Origin of the sequence: Mesorhizobium erdmanii (assembly GCF_013170725.1) — a bacterium.
GTDB classification, from domain to species: Bacteria; Pseudomonadota; Alphaproteobacteria; order Rhizobiales; family Rhizobiaceae; genus Mesorhizobium; species Mesorhizobium erdmanii.
The window spans coordinates 1,576,764-1,593,232 of record NZ_CP033361.1 but is presented as its reverse complement, the minus strand read 5'-3'; the positions used below and the strand labels follow the sequence as shown (position 1 = coordinate 1,593,232).

Sequence of the window (16,469 nt, the reverse complement as noted above, 5' to 3'; positions counted from 1 at the left end):
CTCAGACCCCCACGGCGCTATCCGGAGCCTTCAGATCACCGCCTCGATCAGGAACGGCCCGCGCCGCGACAAAGCGCTGTCCAGCAGTGCGTCGAAGCGCTCGCAAGTGTCGGCGCGGGCCGCTTCCACGCCCATGCCCTTGGCCAGCGACACCCAGTCCAGCGCCGGATGGTCGAGGTCGAGCATGCGCCTGGCGTTCTCGCCGATCGCATTGACGCCGACATTGCGCATCTCGCCATGCAGGATCGCATAGGTGCGGTTGGAAAAGACGATCGTCACCACGTCGAGATCTTCCCGCGCCTGCGTCCACAGCCCCTGCACCGTGTACATGCCGCTGCCATCGGCCTCGAGATTGATCACCTTGCGGTCCGGACAGGCGATCGCCGCACCGGTTGCCATCGGAATGCCGCCGCCGATCGATCCGCCCGTACCCATCATGTAATCATGCGGCGCGGCAAAGGCCGACAGCGCGAAGAAACGCCGCGCCGAGGTGACCGCTTCGTCGCAGACGATCGCATTGTCCGGCAGTTTTCGCGCCACCGACAGCGCGATGGCGTCTTCCGTCAGTCCGCCGCTCGGCGTTGGCTCATCCGGGAAAGCGGTCGCGAATAGCGTTGGTTGAGACGGTCTGACGCCGAGCTCGTCGCGAAGCGCCTCCAGCGCCGCATGCAGGTCCTGGCCATGGGCGGCGAGCGTCAGCACCTGGCAGTCTTCGCGGACGAGCCTGCCCGGTTTTCCCGGATAGGCGAAGAAGGCGACCGGCTCGTTGCCGCCGACCAGCACCAGCACATCGATATCCCGCAGGACCGCTATTGCCGCATCGATCGGATAAGGGATGCGGGTCGGCGCGACACGACCGCGCCCGCGCTGCATGCGGGCGATCAGAACCTCGCTGAACAGGCGGACATCGCTGCCTGTCGAAATCTGCCCGGCGATCTCAAGCGGATCGGCGCGCGCCGCCCGCCCGCGAAGGACCATTCCGACACGGCCCGGAGCGGCACGGATCGCAGCAGCAATCTCGCGCACGGCATCCATGTCGATCGCCGGCGGCGGCGCAAGGACGACCTTGCCCGGTGCGGCCGGGTCGGCGCCACCCCAGGCGGCATCCGCCGGCAGGATCAGCGTCGTGACGCCGGGCGGCGTCAGCGAGGCGCGAAAGGCCGCCTCCGTGGCCCGCTGGACATCGTCGGGTCCTGCGATGCGGCGAACCCAGTTCGACATCGGCGCTGCAAGGCCCTCTATGTCGCTGGTGAGCGGCGCGTCGAGCGGCAGATGATAGGAAGCATGGTCCCCGACGATGTTGATCATCGGTGTCCTTGCACGGCGCGCGTTGTGCATGTTCGCCAGACCGTTGGCCAGACCCGGGCCGGTATGCAGCAAAGTCGCGGCCGGGCGGTCGGTCATGCGCGCATAGCCGTCCGCCGCACCCGTCACCACGCCTTCGAACAGGCCGAGCATGCAGCGCATTTGAGGTTTGCGGTCGAGCGCGGCAACGAAATGCATTTCGGAGGTGCCGGGGTTGGCGAAGCACACCGTCACATCATTGGCCAGCAGCACGTCGCACAGGACATCGGCGCCATTCATGCAATTTTCTCCCATTCACGAGGAGCAATTGCACCCAGTGACGCTTACACGGCAATATCCCGCCGCCGCTTTTAGCCTGATCCAGGCAACGGGCGAGCGGACGGCGGCGGGATCAACCGACCGTCGATTTCAGGAATGTCAGCGCGGCAGCAGTCAGCGCGTCGCCATCCCTGCCGAAATCGCGGTTGATCGACATATGCGTATAGGCACTACCGTCGAACAGGGTGACTTTGGTACCGGCGGCGCGCAGGCGCTCGGCAAAGGCTTTGGATTCCTCGCCACGGCCTTCGGCGCGCGAATAGGCGATGAAGGTCGGCGGATGTTGGCGGCCGTCGACATAGCTGGCCGGCGAAAGCGCGGCCCATTGCGACGGATCGGAAAAGACCCGTGCATAGGCCCGCACCATGCCGCCATTTTTTTGAAGCGCCGGGAGATCATAGGCCCTGGTATCGTCGAGCAGCAGCCCGGCGACGCCGGGCAATCCACCGCGCAGGCCGGTCAAGGCGATGAGATGGCAGCCGGCCGAATGGCCCATGCCGACGATGCGCTTTGGGTCACCGCCATGCCCGGCGATGTTGGCTCTGACATAGGCATAGGCCTTTTCCACATCGGCGGCCTGGGTGGCGACATCGGCCTGCGGCAACATGCGGTAGTCGATCGAGACGAAGCAGAAGCCGTTGGCAAGCAGGAAGGCCGGCTTGGCGCCGACCTGGCTGCGTTTGCCGAACTCCCAGGCGCCGCCATGGACGAAGAAGACGACAGGCAGGTCTTTCGCGCCGTCCGGCGCGTAGATGTCGAGCTTGGCCGGCCCGTAGTCGAAGGTTTTGGCCGATGGCGACGACTGCCGTGCAAACGCCGCGGCTGGCAGCAAAGCCGCCATCGAAACCAGAAGCAGGGTTCGCCGATCGATCATCATCTTCTCCTGACCGCCCGGCGCAAAATGCACCGGGACGCCGCGAAGTTCCAATGAACGATTGGTAACGTCGCCCAGGTGGCGTCAGGCGACCGGCCTGATCCTCAACCGGGCAATCCGGTTCTTGTCGCGCTTCATGACGATGAAGCGCTTGCCGTGGAAGGTAAAAGCTTGCTTCTCATCGGGGATCGACTGTGCCTCGTGGATGACGAGGCCGGCGATGGTGGTCGCTTCCTCGTCCGGCAGGTTCCAGTCGAGCGCCCGGTTGAGGTCGCGGATCGGCACATTGCCGTCGACGACGACGGAGCCGTCGGCTTCCTGCTTGACGCCCTGGATGTCGATATCGTGCTCGTCGGCGATTTCGCCGACGATCTCCTCGATGATGTCCTCCAGCGTCACCAGCCCCTCGACCTCGCCATACTCGTCGACGACGATGGCGAAATGCGTCTTGCGGCGCAGGAAGGCGTTGAGCTGTTCCTGCAAGGTCGTGGTGTCGGGTACGAACCAGGGTTTCGAGGCGATCTTCATCACGTCGATCCTGGAAAAGTCGTTGCCGACTTCGTTCAGCGCCCGCAGCAGATCCTTGGCGTGCAGCACGCCGACGATGTTGTCGAGCGAGCCCTTCCACAGCGGCATGCGTGTGTGCGGGCTCTGCAGGATCTCGCGCACCACCGCCTCCGGCGCGTTGTCGGCATTGACCGAGCGCATGTTGGTGCGATGGACCATGATATCGGAGACTTCGAGCTCTTCGAGATCGAACAGGCCGCCGATACGGTCGCGGTCCTCGCGCACCACCTGGCCGTCGCGGCGGAAATCGTCGACGGCGCCGCGCAGTTCGTCCTGGCTCGAGCGCTGCGGCTCGATGCGCGACAGCTCGTAGCCGAACATGGCGAGAAGGCGCGTGCGCACCGCAACGATCAGCAGGATGAGGATGGCAAGGACGGCAACGACGATCCAGCCCATCTCGTTGTCCATCTCAGCCGGCTTTCCGGCTGACTGGATGGCTCTCCCTGAGGAACGACAGCACTTCCGAAGCCGGAACGTCCTTGGCGATGAAGGCTTGGCCGACGCCACGCGTCAGGATGAAGGTCAGTGCGCCGCGCGATACCTTCTTGTCCTGGGTGATGAAGGCAAGCAGCGCTTCGGCATCGGGCAAGTCGCCCGGAATATCGGACATCCGCCATGGCAGGCCTACGGCGCTGAGATGCGCCTCGACCCGCGCCGCGTCGTCGGGACTGGCCAGATTGAGCCGCGAGGAGAAACGATGAGCCAGCGCCATGCCGATGGCGACGCCTTCGCCATGGACGAGCCGGGCGCCGTCATACTGCGTGGCGGCTTCGAGAGCATGACCGAATGTGTGGCCGAGATTGAGCAGCGCGCGGTCGCCGGTCTCGAACTCGTCGCGCGCAACGACATCGGCCTTGGCGCGGCAGGCTTCGGCGATCGCCTGTGCCCTCTCCGGCCCGCCGGCGAACACCTTTTCCCAGTTCGCTTCCAGCCAAGCGAACAAGTCCGGCCGGTCGATCAACCCGTATTTGGCGAGTTCGGCATAGCCGGCGCGGAATTCGCGGACCGGCAGCGTGTCGAGCACTTCCGTGTCGGCCAGCACCAGCTTGGGCTGCAGGAAGACACCGACCAGATTCTTGCCGCGCGGGCTGTTGATGCCGGTCTTGCCGCCGACCGAGGAATCGACCTGCGCCAGCAGCGAGGTCGGGATCTGCACGAAATTCATGCCGCGCCGCACGATGCCGGCGGCAAAACCGGTGAGATCGCCGATGACGCCGCCGCCAAGCGCGATGACGACGTCGCCGCGCTCCAGCCTGGCCGCCAGAATGCCATCCACCACCGCCTCGAGATGGGCAAAGCTCTTGGTCTTCTCGCCCGGCGGCATGGTGATGACGGTTGGCTGGATGCCACCCTTCTCGAGCCCGGCCTTCAACGTGTCGAGATGCGCGGCGGCGACATTCTCGTCGGTGACGACAGCGGCGCGCGTACCGGGCAGCCGGCGTGAAATCTCCTCACCCGCGCGCAACAGCAGGCCGGAACCGATCAATATGTCGTAGGCGCGGTCGCCAAGGCCGACCTCGACGGTGACGGGCTGATCAGTGCTCACGATTCAACCCCGCCCGTCGCTGCGATTTCATCGATGCCGAAATGCCGGCACAGCGCGTCGAGCACCTCGGCGGCGATGACCTCCTTGCGGTCGTCGCGGGTCGGCACGGTGACATCCGATGTCGCATAGACCGGATAACGCTCGCCCATCAGCCGCTCCAGCACGGCGCGGGGGTCGGCGCTCTTCAGCAGCGGCCGGTTTTGCTTCTTGGAAACCCGGTCCATGAGAAGGTCGAGCTCGGCCTTCAGCCACACCGAGACGCCGTGCGCGGCGATGGCCTCCCGTGTCTGCGCGTTCATGAAGGCGCCGCCGCCGGTCGACAGCACTTGCGGGCCATTTTCCAGCACGCGCAGGATGACGCGCTGTTCCAGCGCCCTGAACTCGGTCTCGCCATAGCGCTCGAACAGCTCCGGCACGGTCATGCGCGAGACGCTCTCGATCTCCTGGTCGCTGTCGACGAAGGGCAGCGACAGCATGGTCGCCACCTTGCGGCCGATTGCCGTCTTGCCAGCGCCCATCAGGCCGACAAAGACGATGGACCGGCTGCCCAGCCGGCCAAGCAGCGCGGCGTGGGTCTCGCCTGGAGGATTTGCCTGGTGCGCGTTCATCAGCTGTTTCTAGAGCAATTCCAGGAAAAGTGTAAAAACCAGAGAGATAGAGCGGTTCAGCGTCCCTTGAAACGATAAGCCGCCCTTGGCCCCCTTTGCCGGCGTATCGACATGAAAAGCCGGTTTGCGTCAAGCGCGCCGAGCACAGGCAAGCCTATCTCGGCCGAGATACGCCTGCATCAGAAGTTGCTAACAGGCCTCCGCTTCTTCCTTGAATTGGCCGAATTGGCGTCCCATAAGGGGACAGGGTTTGGAAACGCAGAACAAGAAGACGGGCGAAAATTGATGCCGACACTGTTTCGCTTTGTCGTCACCCTCGCGATTCTGGCCGGCATTGCCTATGGTACGATGTTCGCGCTGGTGATGTTCGTCGAGCCGAAGAAAGCCGAGATGAGCGTGCGCATCCCGCCCGAAAAGCTGAATCCCAAGAAAAACTGAATCCTCAGGAAAACTGACCGATAGGCAATGAACAGCGCCGCCCGCATCGAAGCCTTCCTGGAAATGATGAGCGCCGAGCGCGGTGCTGCCGAAAACACGCTTTCCTCCTATCGCCGCGACCTCGAAGACGCTTCGATCGGGATCGCGGGCGGGCTGGCCGGTGCGGCCGCCGCCGATATTCGCGCCTATCTCGATGACATCGCCGCGCGTGGCTTCGCGCCGACCTCGCAGGCGCGCAAATTGTCGGCGATCCGCCAGTTCTTCAAATTCCTCTACGCCGAGGGCCTGCGCGCCGACGACCCGACCGGCACTCTGGACAGCCCGAAAAAGGGCCGCCCCTTGCCCAAGACGATGAGTGAGGCCGACACCGGCCGACTGATCGACCGCGCCGCGCGGGAAGCCGGCGATGCCGGGCTTGGTCACGACGACAGACTGGCCGCTCTTCGCCTGCATGCGCTGGTCGAGGTGCTCTACGCCACCGGCCTGCGCGTTTCCGAACTGGTCGGCCTGCCGGTAAAGGTGGCGCAGCGCGACGACCGTTTCTTCATGGTGCGCGGCAAGGGCGACAAGGAGCGCATGGTGCCGCTGTCGGCCAAGGCGCGCACGGCAATGCGCGCCTGGCTTGCCGCCAGGGCCGGAGTGCCCGCCTTCGCGGACAGCCCGTTTCTGTTTCCCGCGGCGTCGGACAGCGGCTATCTCTCGCGCCAGGTCTTCGCCCGTGACCTGAAAGGGCTGGCGGCACGGGCCGGCATCGCCTCGGCGAAGATATCGCCGCATGTGCTGCGCCATGCTTTCGCGAGCCACCTGCTGCAGAACGGCGCCGATCTCAGGGCGGTACAGCAGTTGCTTGGCCATGCCGACATATCGACGACACAGATTTACACCCATGTGCTGGAGGAGCGGCTGGTGCGGCTGGTCAACGATCATCATCCGCTTGCCGACTAGGCCTCATATCGCTATGTGAGGACGACATTTCACCGCCCGGAGCCTTGGATTCAACGGTTCCGAAGTCCTTGCCTTCCGACGTATCGGTCCGCTCAAGCATGTACAATTACCTCGATTTCGAAAAGCCGGTGCAGGATCTCGAGCTCAAGATCCTCGAGCTCAAGAAGCTTGCCGAGAACGGCGAGGCGGTCGACGTCGCCGATGAGATCACCCGGCTCGAAAAGCGGTCGCGCGACGCGCTGCGCGATCTCTACAAGGCGCTGACGCCCTGGCAGAAGGTGCAGGTGGCGCGCCACTCCGACAGGCCGCACTGCGTCGACTACATCAAGGGCCTGTTCAGCGACTTCACACCGCTCGCCGGCGACCGCAATTTCGGCGAGGATCAGGCGATCGTCGGCGGTTTCGCCCGCTTCCGCGGCGAGCCGGTGGCGATCCTCGGCCAGGAAAAGGGCTCGGACACGGCGAGCCGCCTGAAGCACAATTTCGGCTCGGTGCGCCCCGAGGGCTACCGCAAGGCCGTGCGGCTGATGGAGCTTGCCGACCGCTTCAAGATCCCGCTGCTGACACTGGTCGACACGGCGGGCGCCTATCCCGGCGTCGGCGCCGAGGAGCGCGGCCAGGCCGAAGCCATTGCCCGCTCGACCTCGGCCTGCCTTGCACTGAAAGTGCCGTCGATCTCGGTGGTCATCGGCGAAGGCGGTTCAGGTGGCGCCATCGCGATCGCCACCGCCAACCGCGTCTATATGCTCGAACACGCCATCTATTCGGTGATCTCGCCGGAAGGAGCGGCCTCGATCCTGTGGCGCGACACCACGCGCTCCAAGGACGCGGCGACCAACATGAAGATCACCGCGCAGGATCTTCTCGAACTGAAGGTCATCGACGCCATCATCCCCGAGCCGATGGGCGGCGCCCAGCGCGCCCCCGAAACGGTGATTGCCGCGACCGGCGACCTCATCGCCAAGACGATGAAGGATTTCGCCGGCGCCAACACCGATTTCCGCGAACAGCGCCGCGAGAAATATCTGGCGATGGGCCGCAGCCTCTGACCTTCTCCTGCGGCGGAACAGAGCCGTCAGAGGACCACGCCCACGGCAATATGGCGGCAATGAGTAATTTCGCCACAAAAATGCCGTCGCATTCGGCTCAATGAAATTGGCTGAAGGCGTTGGCCGAGGCTTGCGGTAAGGAATTTTCAAGGTTAACGGGCTTACGGTCCGTGGATGTTCAGCATGCGGGTTCGGCTGTTGCGAAGCCATTGGCCCGAAAGAAGAGACATAGCCGTATCCATGTTTGCCAAGCTTGCCCGCACCGGAACCCTCGTCGCCTCGATAGCGATCGCCGGCTGCAATGATTCGTCGATGAAGGACTTTGCCCCGGAGGCCAACAAGCCGCTGCCGGACAAGATCCTCGCCGACATGAGAGCCAAGGGGATGGTTCGCACCTCGTCGGTGATGGCGCGCATCTTCAAGGAAGAGGGCAAGCTCGAAATCTGGAAGGCCAAGACCAATGGCCGCTACGATATGGTGGCGAGCTACGACATCTGCAAATGGTCGGGCAAGCTGGGCCCCAAATACACCGAAGGCGACCGCCAGGCGCCCGAGGGGTTCTACACGGTCCGTCCGGCGCAGATGAATCCGCGCTCGAATTACCATCTATCCTTCAACATCGGCTTTCCAAACGCCTATGACCGTGCCAACGGCCGCACCGGCCAGAACCTGATGGTGCATGGCGCCTGTTCGTCCTCGGGTTGCTATTCGATGACCGACGCGCAGATCGAACAGATCTATGCCTTCGGCCGCGACGCCTTCCAGGGCGGTCAGACCGAGTTCCAGGTCGAGGCCTTTCCGTTCCGCATGACCGCCGCCAACATGGCGCGCTACCGCAACGACCCGAACTACGAGTTCTGGAAGATGCTGAAGGTCGGCTACGACAATTTCGAGGTCACCAAGGTACCGCCGAAGGTCGATGTCTGCGAGAAGCGCTACGTCTTCAACCAGGTCGCCGCCGACGGCCAGACCTTCGATCCGACCGGCCCCTGCCCGGCGACCACGCAGCCGGATTCGCTGAAGAGCGCCTACAACGCCTATCAGAGCACCTATGATGCCGCCTTCAACAGCGCGCTCAAGGCCAGCGTGCCGCCGCCCAAGCCGACCATTGCGGGCATCAAGGAAGCCAGCATCGTTTCCGACTGGTCGAAGCGCCGGGCGCGCGGCGAGCGGGTACCGATCGAGCCGCCGTCGCTCAACAATGATGGCTCGGTGAGCGAGACGGCACGCATGGGCCGCATCGATTCGCCGGCGGGGCGCAAGATGGCTGCACTCGACGCCGAGAAAGCCGCCAAGCAGAAGGCCGAGGAGCAGAGGCTGGCCGCCATAGAGGCCGCCAAGCAAGCCAAGGAAGCCGCCAAGGCACAGGCGCTAGCCGAAAAGGAGGCCGCGAAGGCGCAAGCCGTGGCTGCGAAGGAAGCGGCCAAGGCCGCCAAGGAAGCCCCGGTCGCCACCGCCACCATCGCCGCTCCCAGCGAGGCCACACCGGAGGCCGAAACGCAGGCGGCTAGCGCCGATGAGAGCCGGGTGACGAAGCTGAAGAACAAGCTGCTCGGCATGTTCGGCGGCTGATCCCAATCTTGGCTGCGGACACCGCTATTTACGACCTCAAGGGCCTGAACTGCCCGCTTCCCGTGCTGAAGGCGAAGAAGCGCCTGGCCGGGATGAAGCCGGGCAGCCGGCTGTGGCTCGAGACCACCGACCCTCTGGCTGTCATCGATATTCCCGCCTTCTGCGCGGATACCGGCCACCAGCTCATTGAAACGGCGGCGATGTCAGGCGGCCATCGCTTCCTGGTCGAACGCGGCGGACAAGGGTCGTAAGGACTACCGCCCGGCGATCGCCAGCGGATTGTTTTCCAGCGCCGCCCGGTCGGGCGTATCGACCGACGGCCGGTTGGTGAAGGCGGCGAACAGCCGGCGCACATAGTCCTCGGGCATATCGAGCGTGATCAGCACCAGCCGCGTGCCGCGCTGGCCGTCCGGCCAGGCCGGCAGCCTCGCCGGCGGATGCAGGATCTTCTGCACGCCGTGGATGACCAGCGGGCGTGATGGATCTTCCCGAAGTTCGATCACGCCCTTCATGCGCAGCAGGTGCTCGCCATGCGTCGAACGCAGCAGATCGAGAAACATTTCTATGGCTGAAAACGGCACCGGGCCGTCATGGACCAGCGAATAGGAGCGCACGCGCTGATCGTGGCGATGGCCATGACTGTGATAGTGGCCATGGTTATGCCCGTGCTCATGACCGTCATGGTGATGGTGGTGATCATGCGCCGCCTCGCCGAGCCAGCGCCGCACGTCGGCGGATTTGGTGGCGGGATTGTAGAGGCCGCAATCAAACAGCGCCGCTACGCCTGTCCTGGAGCTGCCGGCATCGAGCAGTTCGGCACCCGGATTGATCTGCCGCAGGCGGGCCCGCAGCGTTTCGAGATCGCCGGCATCGGTGACCATGTCGGCCTTGCTCAGCACGATGCGGTCGGCGACCGCGGCCTGCTTGACCGCCTCGACATGAGCGTCGAGCGTGGCGTTGCCGTTGACCGCGTCGACAAGCGTGATGACGCCGTCGAGCCGGAATGCCTGGACAAGGGCCGGATGCGCCATGATCGACTGCAGCACCGGCGCCGGGTCGGCCAGCCCGGTGGTCTCGACGACGACGCGGGCAAGCCGGGCGATACGGCCCGTCTGCAGCCGGTCGACCAGGTCGGCCAGCGTATCGACCAGTTCGCCGCGCACCGTGCAGCACAGGCAGCCGTCCGAAAGCTGGATGATGCCGTCGGAGGCCTGCTCGACCAGCAGATGGTCGATCGCCACCTCGCCGAACTCGTTGATAATGACAGCCGTATCGGCCAGCGCTGGGTCCTTCAGCAGCCGGTTGAGCAGTGTCGTCTTGCCGGCGCCGAGGAAGCCGGTCAGCACCGAGACAGGGATCGGGAAGCCGCTCATCAGGTTAGTTCGCGACCTTGACCGGTTGATCGCCTTGCGCGGCGGAACCGGCAACGGCCGGACCGGCGCCGGTTGGCGCCGGCCGGTCCGGCCGCCAGCTCGGGATCGGCACGTCGGCATATTCCTGGCCGCCTTGCTCGAGCATTGCCTTCGGCGCCGGACCGGTGGCGCCGCCGAGACCGACGGCAACCAGCGTCGGCGCATGGTCGAGCTTCTCCTGATAGGGCGATTTCGGCACGTCCTTGGCGGCGGCCGCCGGTGGCGCCTCGGACTGCTCCTCCGGCGTCTTCTTCTTGCAGACCTCGTCATGCATGTCGTTGGGCGAGACCGTATCGCCATAGGGCGCCAGCGTCGCGACGGTTGCCGGGCCGGCGGCGGGCGTGTCGAACCCCTGGTCGAGCAGCTTTGCCGCGGTCTCGGCACGGCTGACCGCCGACTTCTCGCCAAGCACGACCGCGACCAGCGTGCGGCCGTTGCGCGTCGCCGAACCGATCATGTTGAAGCCGGAAGGGCAGACAAAGCCCGTCTTCATGCCGTCGGCGCCGGGGTAGCGGCCGATCAGCAGATTGTAATTCGGGATGGCCTTCTTGCCGACGGCAAGCCCTTCGATGGAGAACCACGGCGCATATTGCGGGAACTCGCGGCGGATCGCCATCACCAGGACCGAAAGGTCACGCGCCGTCGTGTACTGGTCCGGCGAGTAAAGGCCGTTCGGGTTGACGAAATGGGTGCCGTTCATGCCCAGTCGCGCCGCCTCGGCGTTCATCCTTTCGGCGAAGGCGGCTTGCGAGCCGCCGACATTCTCGCCGACCGCCATGGCGATGTCATTGGCCGATTTGACCAGCATCATCTTCAGCGCATTGTCGAGCCGCATCACCGAGCCAGGTTTGAAACCCATCTTGCTTGGCGGTTCGCCGGCGGAATGCTTGGTCACCTTGATCGGCGAATCGAGCTGGACTTCACCGGCCGCGATCGCCCGGAAGGTCACATAGGCGGTCATCAGCTTGCTGAGCGAGGCCGGATACCAGCGTTTGAAGGCATCCTGATGCTGCAGGATCTGGCCGTTCTTCAGGTCGAAGACAACCACCGGATTGGCCAGCGCCGACCCTGCCAGGACCGCCAGCATGATTGCGCCAGCGGGTAATAGTTTGAGGAAATGCCTGTGCCGCATGATCAAATCCGAAATCGCCTCTTGCCGTAGTCGCCTCTGGCTCCGTAAGATTTCGTTACGTGACCGCCAGCATAATGAGTCCGACCCTCAAAAACGGACCGCATTGGTGCGGTGCTATTTACCCTATGTGACGCCAACATGGCAAAGTGCCTGACAATCACAATCGCAAAAGACCGGCCACAATTGCAAAAGCCCGGCCACAATTGCAAAACACCAGGCTGAAGCCGGCTGCTCAAACCACGAAATGGAACCATCATGCCAATCCTGAACCGCGCCGCTGAAATGCAGGACGAAGTTGCCGGCTGGCGCCAGCATCTGCATCAGACGCCGGAGCTGAACTTCGATGTCTTCAAGACGGCGGCTTTCGTCACCGAAAAGCTGAAAGAGTTCGGTTGCGATGACGTGGTCACCGGCCTCGGCAAGACCGGCGTCGTCGGCATCATCCGCGGCCGCCAGGGCCAAGGCGCCACCATCGGCCTGCGCGCCGACATGGATGCTCTGCCGCTCAACGAGATCACCGGCAAGCCCTATGCGTCGACCGTTCCCGGCAAGATGCATGCCTGCGGCCATGACGGCCATACGGCGATGCTTTTGGGTGCCGCGAAATACCTCGCCGAGACGCGCAATTTCGCGGGCTCCGTGGCTGTGATCTTCCAGCCGGCCGAGGAAGGCGGCGGCGGCGGCAACGAGATGGTCAAGGACGGCATGATGGAGCGCTTCGACATCTCAAAAGTGTTCGGCATGCACAACATGCCTGGCCTGCCTGTCGGCCAGTTCGCCATCCGCCCGGGCCCGATCATGGCGGCGACGGCCGAGTTCACCATCACCGTGAAAGGCAGGGGCGGTCATGCCGCGATGCCGCATGGGACGATCGACCCCATCGTCATCACCAGCCAGTTGGTCGGCGCTTTGCAGACGATCGCCTCGCGCAGCACCGATCCGGTCGAGGCCGTGGTGGTCTCCGTGACCAAGTTCCATGCCGGCGACGCCTACAACATCATTCCCGAATCGGCCGAGATCGCCGGCACCGTGCGCACCTTGCGCAAGGAGATCGCCAAGAAATCCGAAGAGCGCATCCGCACCATCTGCGACGGGCTGGCAACAGCCTTCGGCGCCAGGATCGAAGTCGACTACCAGGCCAATTACCCCGTGACCTTCAATCATGCGGACGAGACGGTCTTTGCCAGCGACGTCGCGGCCAATGTCGCCGGTGACGCCCATGTCCACCGCGGCATCCAGCCGGTGATGGGCGGCGAGGACTTCTCCTACATGCTGGAAGCCCGCCCCGGCGCCTTCATCTTCATCGGCAATGGCGACACTGCCGGTCTGCACAACCCGGCCTATGATTTCAACGACGAGGCCATCCCGCACGGCATGAGCTATTGGGTGAAACTGGCCGAAACCGCGCTGGCCGCCTGACGCCAGAAGCGCAAAGGGTCGGCCGATTTGCCTGCGGCCGGCCTCTTGGCGAAACGATCCGAAGCGGCTATGTGTCGGGCCGCGTGGTCCCGTAGCTCAGTAGGATAGAGCGGCAGATTCCTAATCTGTAGGTCACAGGTTCGATTCCTGTCGGGATCACCAGTCATCCGACGATGGCGAACAGGCGCATTCTTTGCGGTAGAGCACTGGGAATTTCGGCTGGCCTACTCGCTCGGCGCCCATTTGAAGTGATCGCCATCCTTCTCGATGTAGCCGACACCCGGGAACGGGAAGTGCGGCGCAAAGATCATTTCATGGTCCTTGGCCAACGCGGCCAGCGTCGTGGCCCTGTTCTGCTCCGCTTCCGGCTTGTCGCCGTCGAAAGCCACGGCCCAGTCCGGCTTGACGAGAGAGAGGATCGAGCTGTGCACGGTATCGCCGATATCGAACAGGCGTTCTTTTCCGGATTTGATCTGATAGCCGACATGGCCAGGAGTGTGACCCTTGAGCGCCACCGAGATGATGCCGGGGGCGACCTGGGCGCCGGCCTTGAACGGTTTGACGTGTCCCGCAATGACCTTGACGATGTCGGCCACCCCCTCGTTGGACTTGGCGAAATTCCACTCCACGTCCGACATGCGTATCGTGGCATTGGGAAAGGCCAGCTTTCCGTCCTTGACCAGTCCTCCGATATGGTCGGGGTGAGAATGGGTGATCAAGATTTCATTGACGTCACCGGGTTTGACGCCGGCCTTGGCCAGGCTGTCCTGCAGCGCGCCGCCGACGCCGGTGTCGATCAGGACGACGCTCGTCTTCGATTTCACCAGCAAGGCATCGACGCTCAGGGTTATCGCATCGGTCGGTGCCCCCGCTGCCTTGAGCACATCGCCGACTTCCGCGGGGCTGTGGTCGAGGCCGAAGGTCTTGCCATCATTGGGTTTGACGAACTGAGCATCGTGCAGAGCGACGATATCGAGCTTGCCGAGTTTGAACGACTTGGCATCCGGCTGCTGTGCCGGCATCTGCGCCATTGCCAGCCCCTGATGGAAAACCACCAATGCAGTCATGGCCATCAGCCTGGCCGTGGAATTGAACTTGACCATCCAGACTATCCTTTCACTGCGGGAGTGCGACCGTACAGGACTATTCGAAATGCGACAGGTAGTTTGGGAACCGGTCCGATCACAAATGCACTAGCGGATATAGGTCCCGAGCATGGTCCGGCAACAGCAGGTCGCTGCTGATCTCCGCCTCCTGAGATGACTGCATGGGTTGGCACAGCGCATAGGCCTTCGCCAGCGCCACCTCGGCATCCCTTTGCGCCTGCTTCTTCATGATTGCCTCGGCCTTACCAATGACACAGTCGAAGTAGGCATCATCGTCATCCGCGCGAGTCATGTCTGTCATGGCAATCGTGGCGAGTACCGCGATGGCAATAAGCGTCATCAGACGCACCGGCATCCGGACCTCCGACCCGCCCGAATCCCGCCCTGCCGCTGTTGCCGGCTGACTGACCAGTCCGACAACCAGCGCGACATAACCGATCTGCAACAGAATCGCGCTTGTAACGGCCCATGCAAGGGCAGCCCATGGCGAACCCGTCTTGAGATAGGCCGAGATGGCTACGGACGCTGACGTTGCAATCATACCGATGAGGAACTGAGGAAAGTACATCGCTGCCGCCACGGTGGATCAAGACGGCCTCATGGCCGCGTCGCCACAGCAGCAAATGTCGTGCCAGACTTCCTGACCCATTACGGTGCATCTGGTGATTGCGCGGGATCACCAAAACCTACGTGGCAAAAAGCCCGCCACGACGATCCGGGGCAGGCTTCCACGTCTCAAATATGGTCAGCCTGGCGTCAGGCCACCCGGACCACAAAATGCTTGGTCACCGGCTCGATGATCTTCCAGGTTCCCTTGAAATCGGCTTCGACCACGAAGGCGTCACCGGGACCCACTTCGACAGGTGTGCCGCCGTCGGGGGTGATGATGATGCGGCCGGCGATCATGTGTACGAACTCATAATCGGTATAGGTCGCATGATAGGTGCCGGGGGACGCCCGCCAGGTGCCGGACATCACCTTGCCATCCTCGGTCGTGTGCTGGACGGCGGTTTGCATGGTCGGATGGCCCTCGACCACGATCCAGCCAGGCAGGTCGCCGGCTTCCGCGTGCTCGACCGCGCCAAATTTGAGGATCGTCTTGTTCGTCATGCCGGGCTCCTTCTGCTTCATGTGCCGCGGAGGTCGGATAGCCGATGCGCATGACGGGAGCAATGCATGTGCGATGAGAACCGGCAGCGTTTTGCCCGCGTCGGGCTCTACGGCTTGTGGCGCGCCGAGACGAGTTCGGCCTTGCGCCGCGCCGTCTCCAGCCCGAGGCCGATGAAGGCGCGCGCGTGCTTGGCGAGCGCCATGTTGTCGGTCCACAGATTGCGCCAGATGGCGGTCTTCTTCGACAGGTTCTCGTCGACGATCTCCGACGAAAAGGATTCGAAGCTGAGGTCCTCGTCATAACCGATGGCCGTCAGCGCATCGAATATCGCGGCGAAATCGATATTACCGGTACCTAGGAAGCCGCGATGGCTCTCGCCGATATGGACATAGCCGATCTTGCCCGCGGCATGGCGGATGGCCAGCCCGACATCGGCCTCCTCGATGTTCATGTGAAACGTGTCGAGATGCAGGAAGATGTTGTCCGAGCCTGTGTCCTCGATGAAGGCCAGCCCTTGCGCTGATGTGTTGAGCAGAGTGCTTTCGAAGCGGTTGACGATCTCGAGATTGAGCGTGACGCCGGCCGCCTTGGCCGTCTCGGCGACCTTGGCCAGCGTGGCAGCGCTGCGGTTCCATTGATCGCGCGTCGGCGCCTCGGTCTGCAGGCCATGGCTGGTCGACAGGATGCCACCGACTTTCTGGCCGCCCAGGTCGCGCGTCAGCGCGATGGTCTGGTTGAGGATATCGACGCCGCGCGCCGCGATCGCCTTGTCGGCGCTCGATATGTCGCCATCCGCGGGCAGTCCGATGCTGATCGCCACGCCAAGGCCGAGATCGGCTATGCGTTTGGCAAGCCCGCCAATATCGACATTGGCGGGGTCGAGATAGGAGAATTCGATCAGGTCGAATCCGGCCTCCCTGGTGTTGGCCAGCGTGCGTTCGAGCTCGCTTTGCGCCGAACTCGCCGACCAGACGAAAGAATGGATTCCGATGCGCGACATGATCGTCTCCGGTTTACGGAAGAGGAAAAGACAGGCGCGGCCGGGTGGACCGGCCGCGCCTCTATAG

The 16,469-nt window shown here is 63.7% G+C and carries 17 protein-coding genes and 1 tRNA gene; 7 read left to right on the top strand and 11 right to left on the bottom strand.

What is annotated here, in order from left to right; genetic code table 11:
* Window positions 1-30: 30 nt before the first annotated feature.
* The 5 genes from EB233_RS07680 to EB233_RS07660 form a co-directional block, all read right to left on the bottom strand.
* The gene (locus EB233_RS07680; RefSeq protein WP_064992452.1) at window positions 31-1,584 is read right to left on the bottom strand and encodes an acetolactate synthase large subunit; all 1,554 of its coding nucleotides are present in this window, start codon (window positions 1,582-1,584) and stop codon (window positions 31-33) included.
* A 112-nt stretch (window positions 1,585-1,696) separates the two neighbouring features.
* Window positions 1,697-2,497, bottom strand: coding sequence for an alpha/beta hydrolase (locus EB233_RS07675; protein WP_064992502.1), 801 nt, complete (start codon window positions 2,495-2,497; stop codon window positions 1,697-1,699).
* Window positions 2,498-2,581: 84 nt separating this feature from the next.
* Entirely contained in the window at window positions 2,582-3,472 is an 891-nt protein-coding gene (locus EB233_RS07670; protein ID WP_064992453.1) for an HlyC/CorC family transporter, read from the bottom strand.
* 1 nt (window position 3,473) lies between these two features.
* A complete protein-coding gene (gene aroB / locus EB233_RS07665; protein WP_064992454.1) occupies window positions 3,474-4,610 on the bottom strand; it encodes a 3-dehydroquinate synthase in 1,137 nt (378 codons plus the stop codon).
* Window positions 4,607-5,218, bottom strand: a complete 612-nt coding sequence (locus EB233_RS07660; protein ID WP_064992455.1) for a shikimate kinase — start codon at window positions 5,216-5,218, stop codon at window positions 4,607-4,609. Before EB233_RS07660 ends, aroB begins: the two co-directional genes overlap by 4 nt.
* Before the next feature lie 285 nt (window positions 5,219-5,503).
* Here EB233_RS07660 and EB233_RS07655 point away from each other — a divergent pair, with 285 nt between their 5' ends.
* The 5 genes from EB233_RS07655 (at window position 5,504) to EB233_RS07635 (ending at window position 9,473) form a co-directional block, all read left to right on the top strand.
* A complete protein-coding gene (locus tag EB233_RS07655) occupies window positions 5,504-5,656 on the top strand; it encodes a hypothetical protein (protein WP_015315495.1) in 153 nt (50 codons plus the stop codon).
* A 27-nt stretch (window positions 5,657-5,683) separates the two neighbouring features.
* Window positions 5,684-6,601 carry a site-specific tyrosine recombinase XerD gene (locus EB233_RS07650; RefSeq protein WP_064992456.1) on the top strand — a complete coding sequence of 306 codons (918 nt, stop codon included), beginning with the start codon at window positions 5,684-5,686 and terminating at the stop codon, window positions 6,599-6,601.
* A 98-nt stretch (window positions 6,602-6,699) separates the two neighbouring features.
* Window positions 6,700-7,650: an acetyl-CoA carboxylase carboxyltransferase subunit alpha gene (locus tag EB233_RS07645; protein WP_027054119.1), complete on the top strand. Its 951-nt coding sequence runs from the start codon at window positions 6,700-6,702 to the stop codon at window positions 7,648-7,650.
* A 240-nt stretch (window positions 7,651-7,890) separates the two neighbouring features.
* Window positions 7,891-9,222 carry a L,D-transpeptidase family protein gene (locus EB233_RS07640; protein WP_064992457.1) on the top strand — a complete coding sequence of 444 codons (1,332 nt, stop codon included), beginning with the start codon at window positions 7,891-7,893 and terminating at the stop codon, window positions 9,220-9,222.
* An 8-nt stretch (window positions 9,223-9,230) separates the two neighbouring features.
* Window positions 9,231-9,473 (top strand): sulfurtransferase TusA family protein, encoded by a 243-nt coding sequence (locus EB233_RS07635; protein WP_064992458.1) that lies wholly within the window; start codon window positions 9,231-9,233, stop codon window positions 9,471-9,473.
* Between the two features lie 3 nt (window positions 9,474-9,476).
* Here EB233_RS07635 and EB233_RS07630 read toward each other — a convergent pair whose 3' ends face one another.
* Window positions 9,477-10,595 carry a CobW family GTP-binding protein gene (locus EB233_RS07630; protein ID WP_064992459.1) on the bottom strand — a complete coding sequence of 373 codons (1,119 nt, stop codon included), beginning with the start codon at window positions 10,593-10,595 and terminating at the stop codon, window positions 9,477-9,479.
* Window positions 10,596-10,599: 4 nt separating this feature from the next.
* Window positions 10,600-11,766, bottom strand: a complete 1,167-nt coding sequence (locus EB233_RS07625) for a D-alanyl-D-alanine carboxypeptidase family protein (protein ID WP_064992503.1) — start codon at window positions 11,764-11,766, stop codon at window positions 10,600-10,602.
* Window positions 11,767-12,021: 255 nt separating this feature from the next.
* On the opposite strand from EB233_RS07625, the gene EB233_RS07620 reads away from it, so the two are divergent.
* A complete protein-coding gene (locus EB233_RS07620; RefSeq protein WP_064992460.1) occupies window positions 12,022-13,185 on the top strand; it encodes a M20 aminoacylase family protein in 1,164 nt (387 codons plus the stop codon).
* Between the two features lie 85 nt (window positions 13,186-13,270).
* Window positions 13,271-13,347 (top strand) — tRNA-Arg (locus tag EB233_RS07615).
* 62 nt (window positions 13,348-13,409) lie between these two features.
* Here the strand turns inward: EB233_RS07615 and EB233_RS07610 are convergent.
* From EB233_RS07610 to EB233_RS07595, 4 genes are all read right to left on the bottom strand, one after another.
* Window positions 13,410-14,288 (bottom strand): MBL fold metallo-hydrolase, encoded by an 879-nt coding sequence (locus EB233_RS07610; protein WP_064992461.1) that lies wholly within the window; start codon window positions 14,286-14,288, stop codon window positions 13,410-13,412.
* A gap of 79 nt (window positions 14,289-14,367) precedes the next feature.
* The gene (locus EB233_RS07605) at window positions 14,368-14,859 is read right to left on the bottom strand and encodes a hypothetical protein (protein WP_064992462.1); all 492 of its coding nucleotides are present in this window, start codon (window positions 14,857-14,859) and stop codon (window positions 14,368-14,370) included.
* 188 nt (window positions 14,860-15,047) lie between these two features.
* Entirely contained in the window at window positions 15,048-15,401 is a 354-nt protein-coding gene (locus tag EB233_RS07600; protein WP_027054128.1) for a cupin domain-containing protein, read from the bottom strand.
* A 107-nt stretch (window positions 15,402-15,508) separates the two neighbouring features.
* Window positions 15,509-16,402 (bottom strand): sugar phosphate isomerase/epimerase family protein, encoded by an 894-nt coding sequence (locus tag EB233_RS07595; protein ID WP_064992463.1) that lies wholly within the window; start codon window positions 16,400-16,402, stop codon window positions 15,509-15,511.
* Between the last annotated feature and the right edge of the window lie 67 nt (window positions 16,403-16,469).

Excerpts from the sequence above, each read along its gene's own strand:
- EB233_RS07670 (WP_064992453.1), bottom strand. The coding sequence starts at position 3,472 with ATGGACAACGAGATGGGCTGGATCGTCGTTGCCGTCCTTGCCATCCTC.
- EB233_RS07645 (WP_027054119.1), top strand. The coding sequence starts at position 6,700 with ATGTACAATTACCTCGATTTCGAAAAGCCGGTGCAGGATCTCGAGCTC.
- EB233_RS07610 (WP_064992461.1), bottom strand. The coding sequence starts at position 14,288 with ATGGTCAAGTTCAATTCCACGGCCAGGCTGATGGCCATGACTGCATTG.
- EB233_RS07600 (WP_027054128.1), bottom strand. The coding sequence starts at position 15,401 with ATGACGAACAAGACGATCCTCAAATTTGGCGCGGTCGAGCACGCGGAA.
- EB233_RS07640 (WP_064992457.1), top strand. The coding sequence starts at position 7,891 with ATGTTTGCCAAGCTTGCCCGCACCGGAACCCTCGTCGCCTCGATAGCG.
- EB233_RS07625 (WP_064992503.1), bottom strand. The coding sequence starts at position 11,766 with ATGCGGCACAGGCATTTCCTCAAACTATTACCCGCTGGCGCAATCATG.
- EB233_RS07655 (WP_015315495.1), top strand. The coding sequence starts at position 5,504 with ATGCCGACACTGTTTCGCTTTGTCGTCACCCTCGCGATTCTGGCCGGC.
- EB233_RS07660 (WP_064992455.1), bottom strand. The coding sequence starts at position 5,218 with ATGAACGCGCACCAGGCAAATCCTCCAGGCGAGACCCACGCCGCGCTG.
- EB233_RS07630 (WP_064992459.1), bottom strand. The coding sequence starts at position 10,595 with ATGAGCGGCTTCCCGATCCCTGTCTCGGTGCTGACCGGCTTCCTCGGC.
- EB233_RS07680 (WP_064992452.1), bottom strand. The coding sequence starts at position 1,584 with ATGAATGGCGCCGATGTCCTGTGCGACGTGCTGCTGGCCAATGATGTG.
- EB233_RS07650 (WP_064992456.1), top strand. The coding sequence starts at position 5,684 with ATGAACAGCGCCGCCCGCATCGAAGCCTTCCTGGAAATGATGAGCGCC.
- EB233_RS07620 (WP_064992460.1), top strand. The coding sequence starts at position 12,022 with ATGCCAATCCTGAACCGCGCCGCTGAAATGCAGGACGAAGTTGCCGGC.
- EB233_RS07605 (WP_064992462.1), bottom strand. The coding sequence starts at position 14,859 with ATGTACTTTCCTCAGTTCCTCATCGGTATGATTGCAACGTCAGCGTCC.
- EB233_RS07675 (WP_064992502.1), bottom strand. The coding sequence starts at position 2,497 with ATGATCGATCGGCGAACCCTGCTTCTGGTTTCGATGGCGGCTTTGCTG.
- EB233_RS07595 (WP_064992463.1), bottom strand. The coding sequence starts at position 16,402 with ATGTCGCGCATCGGAATCCATTCTTTCGTCTGGTCGGCGAGTTCGGCG.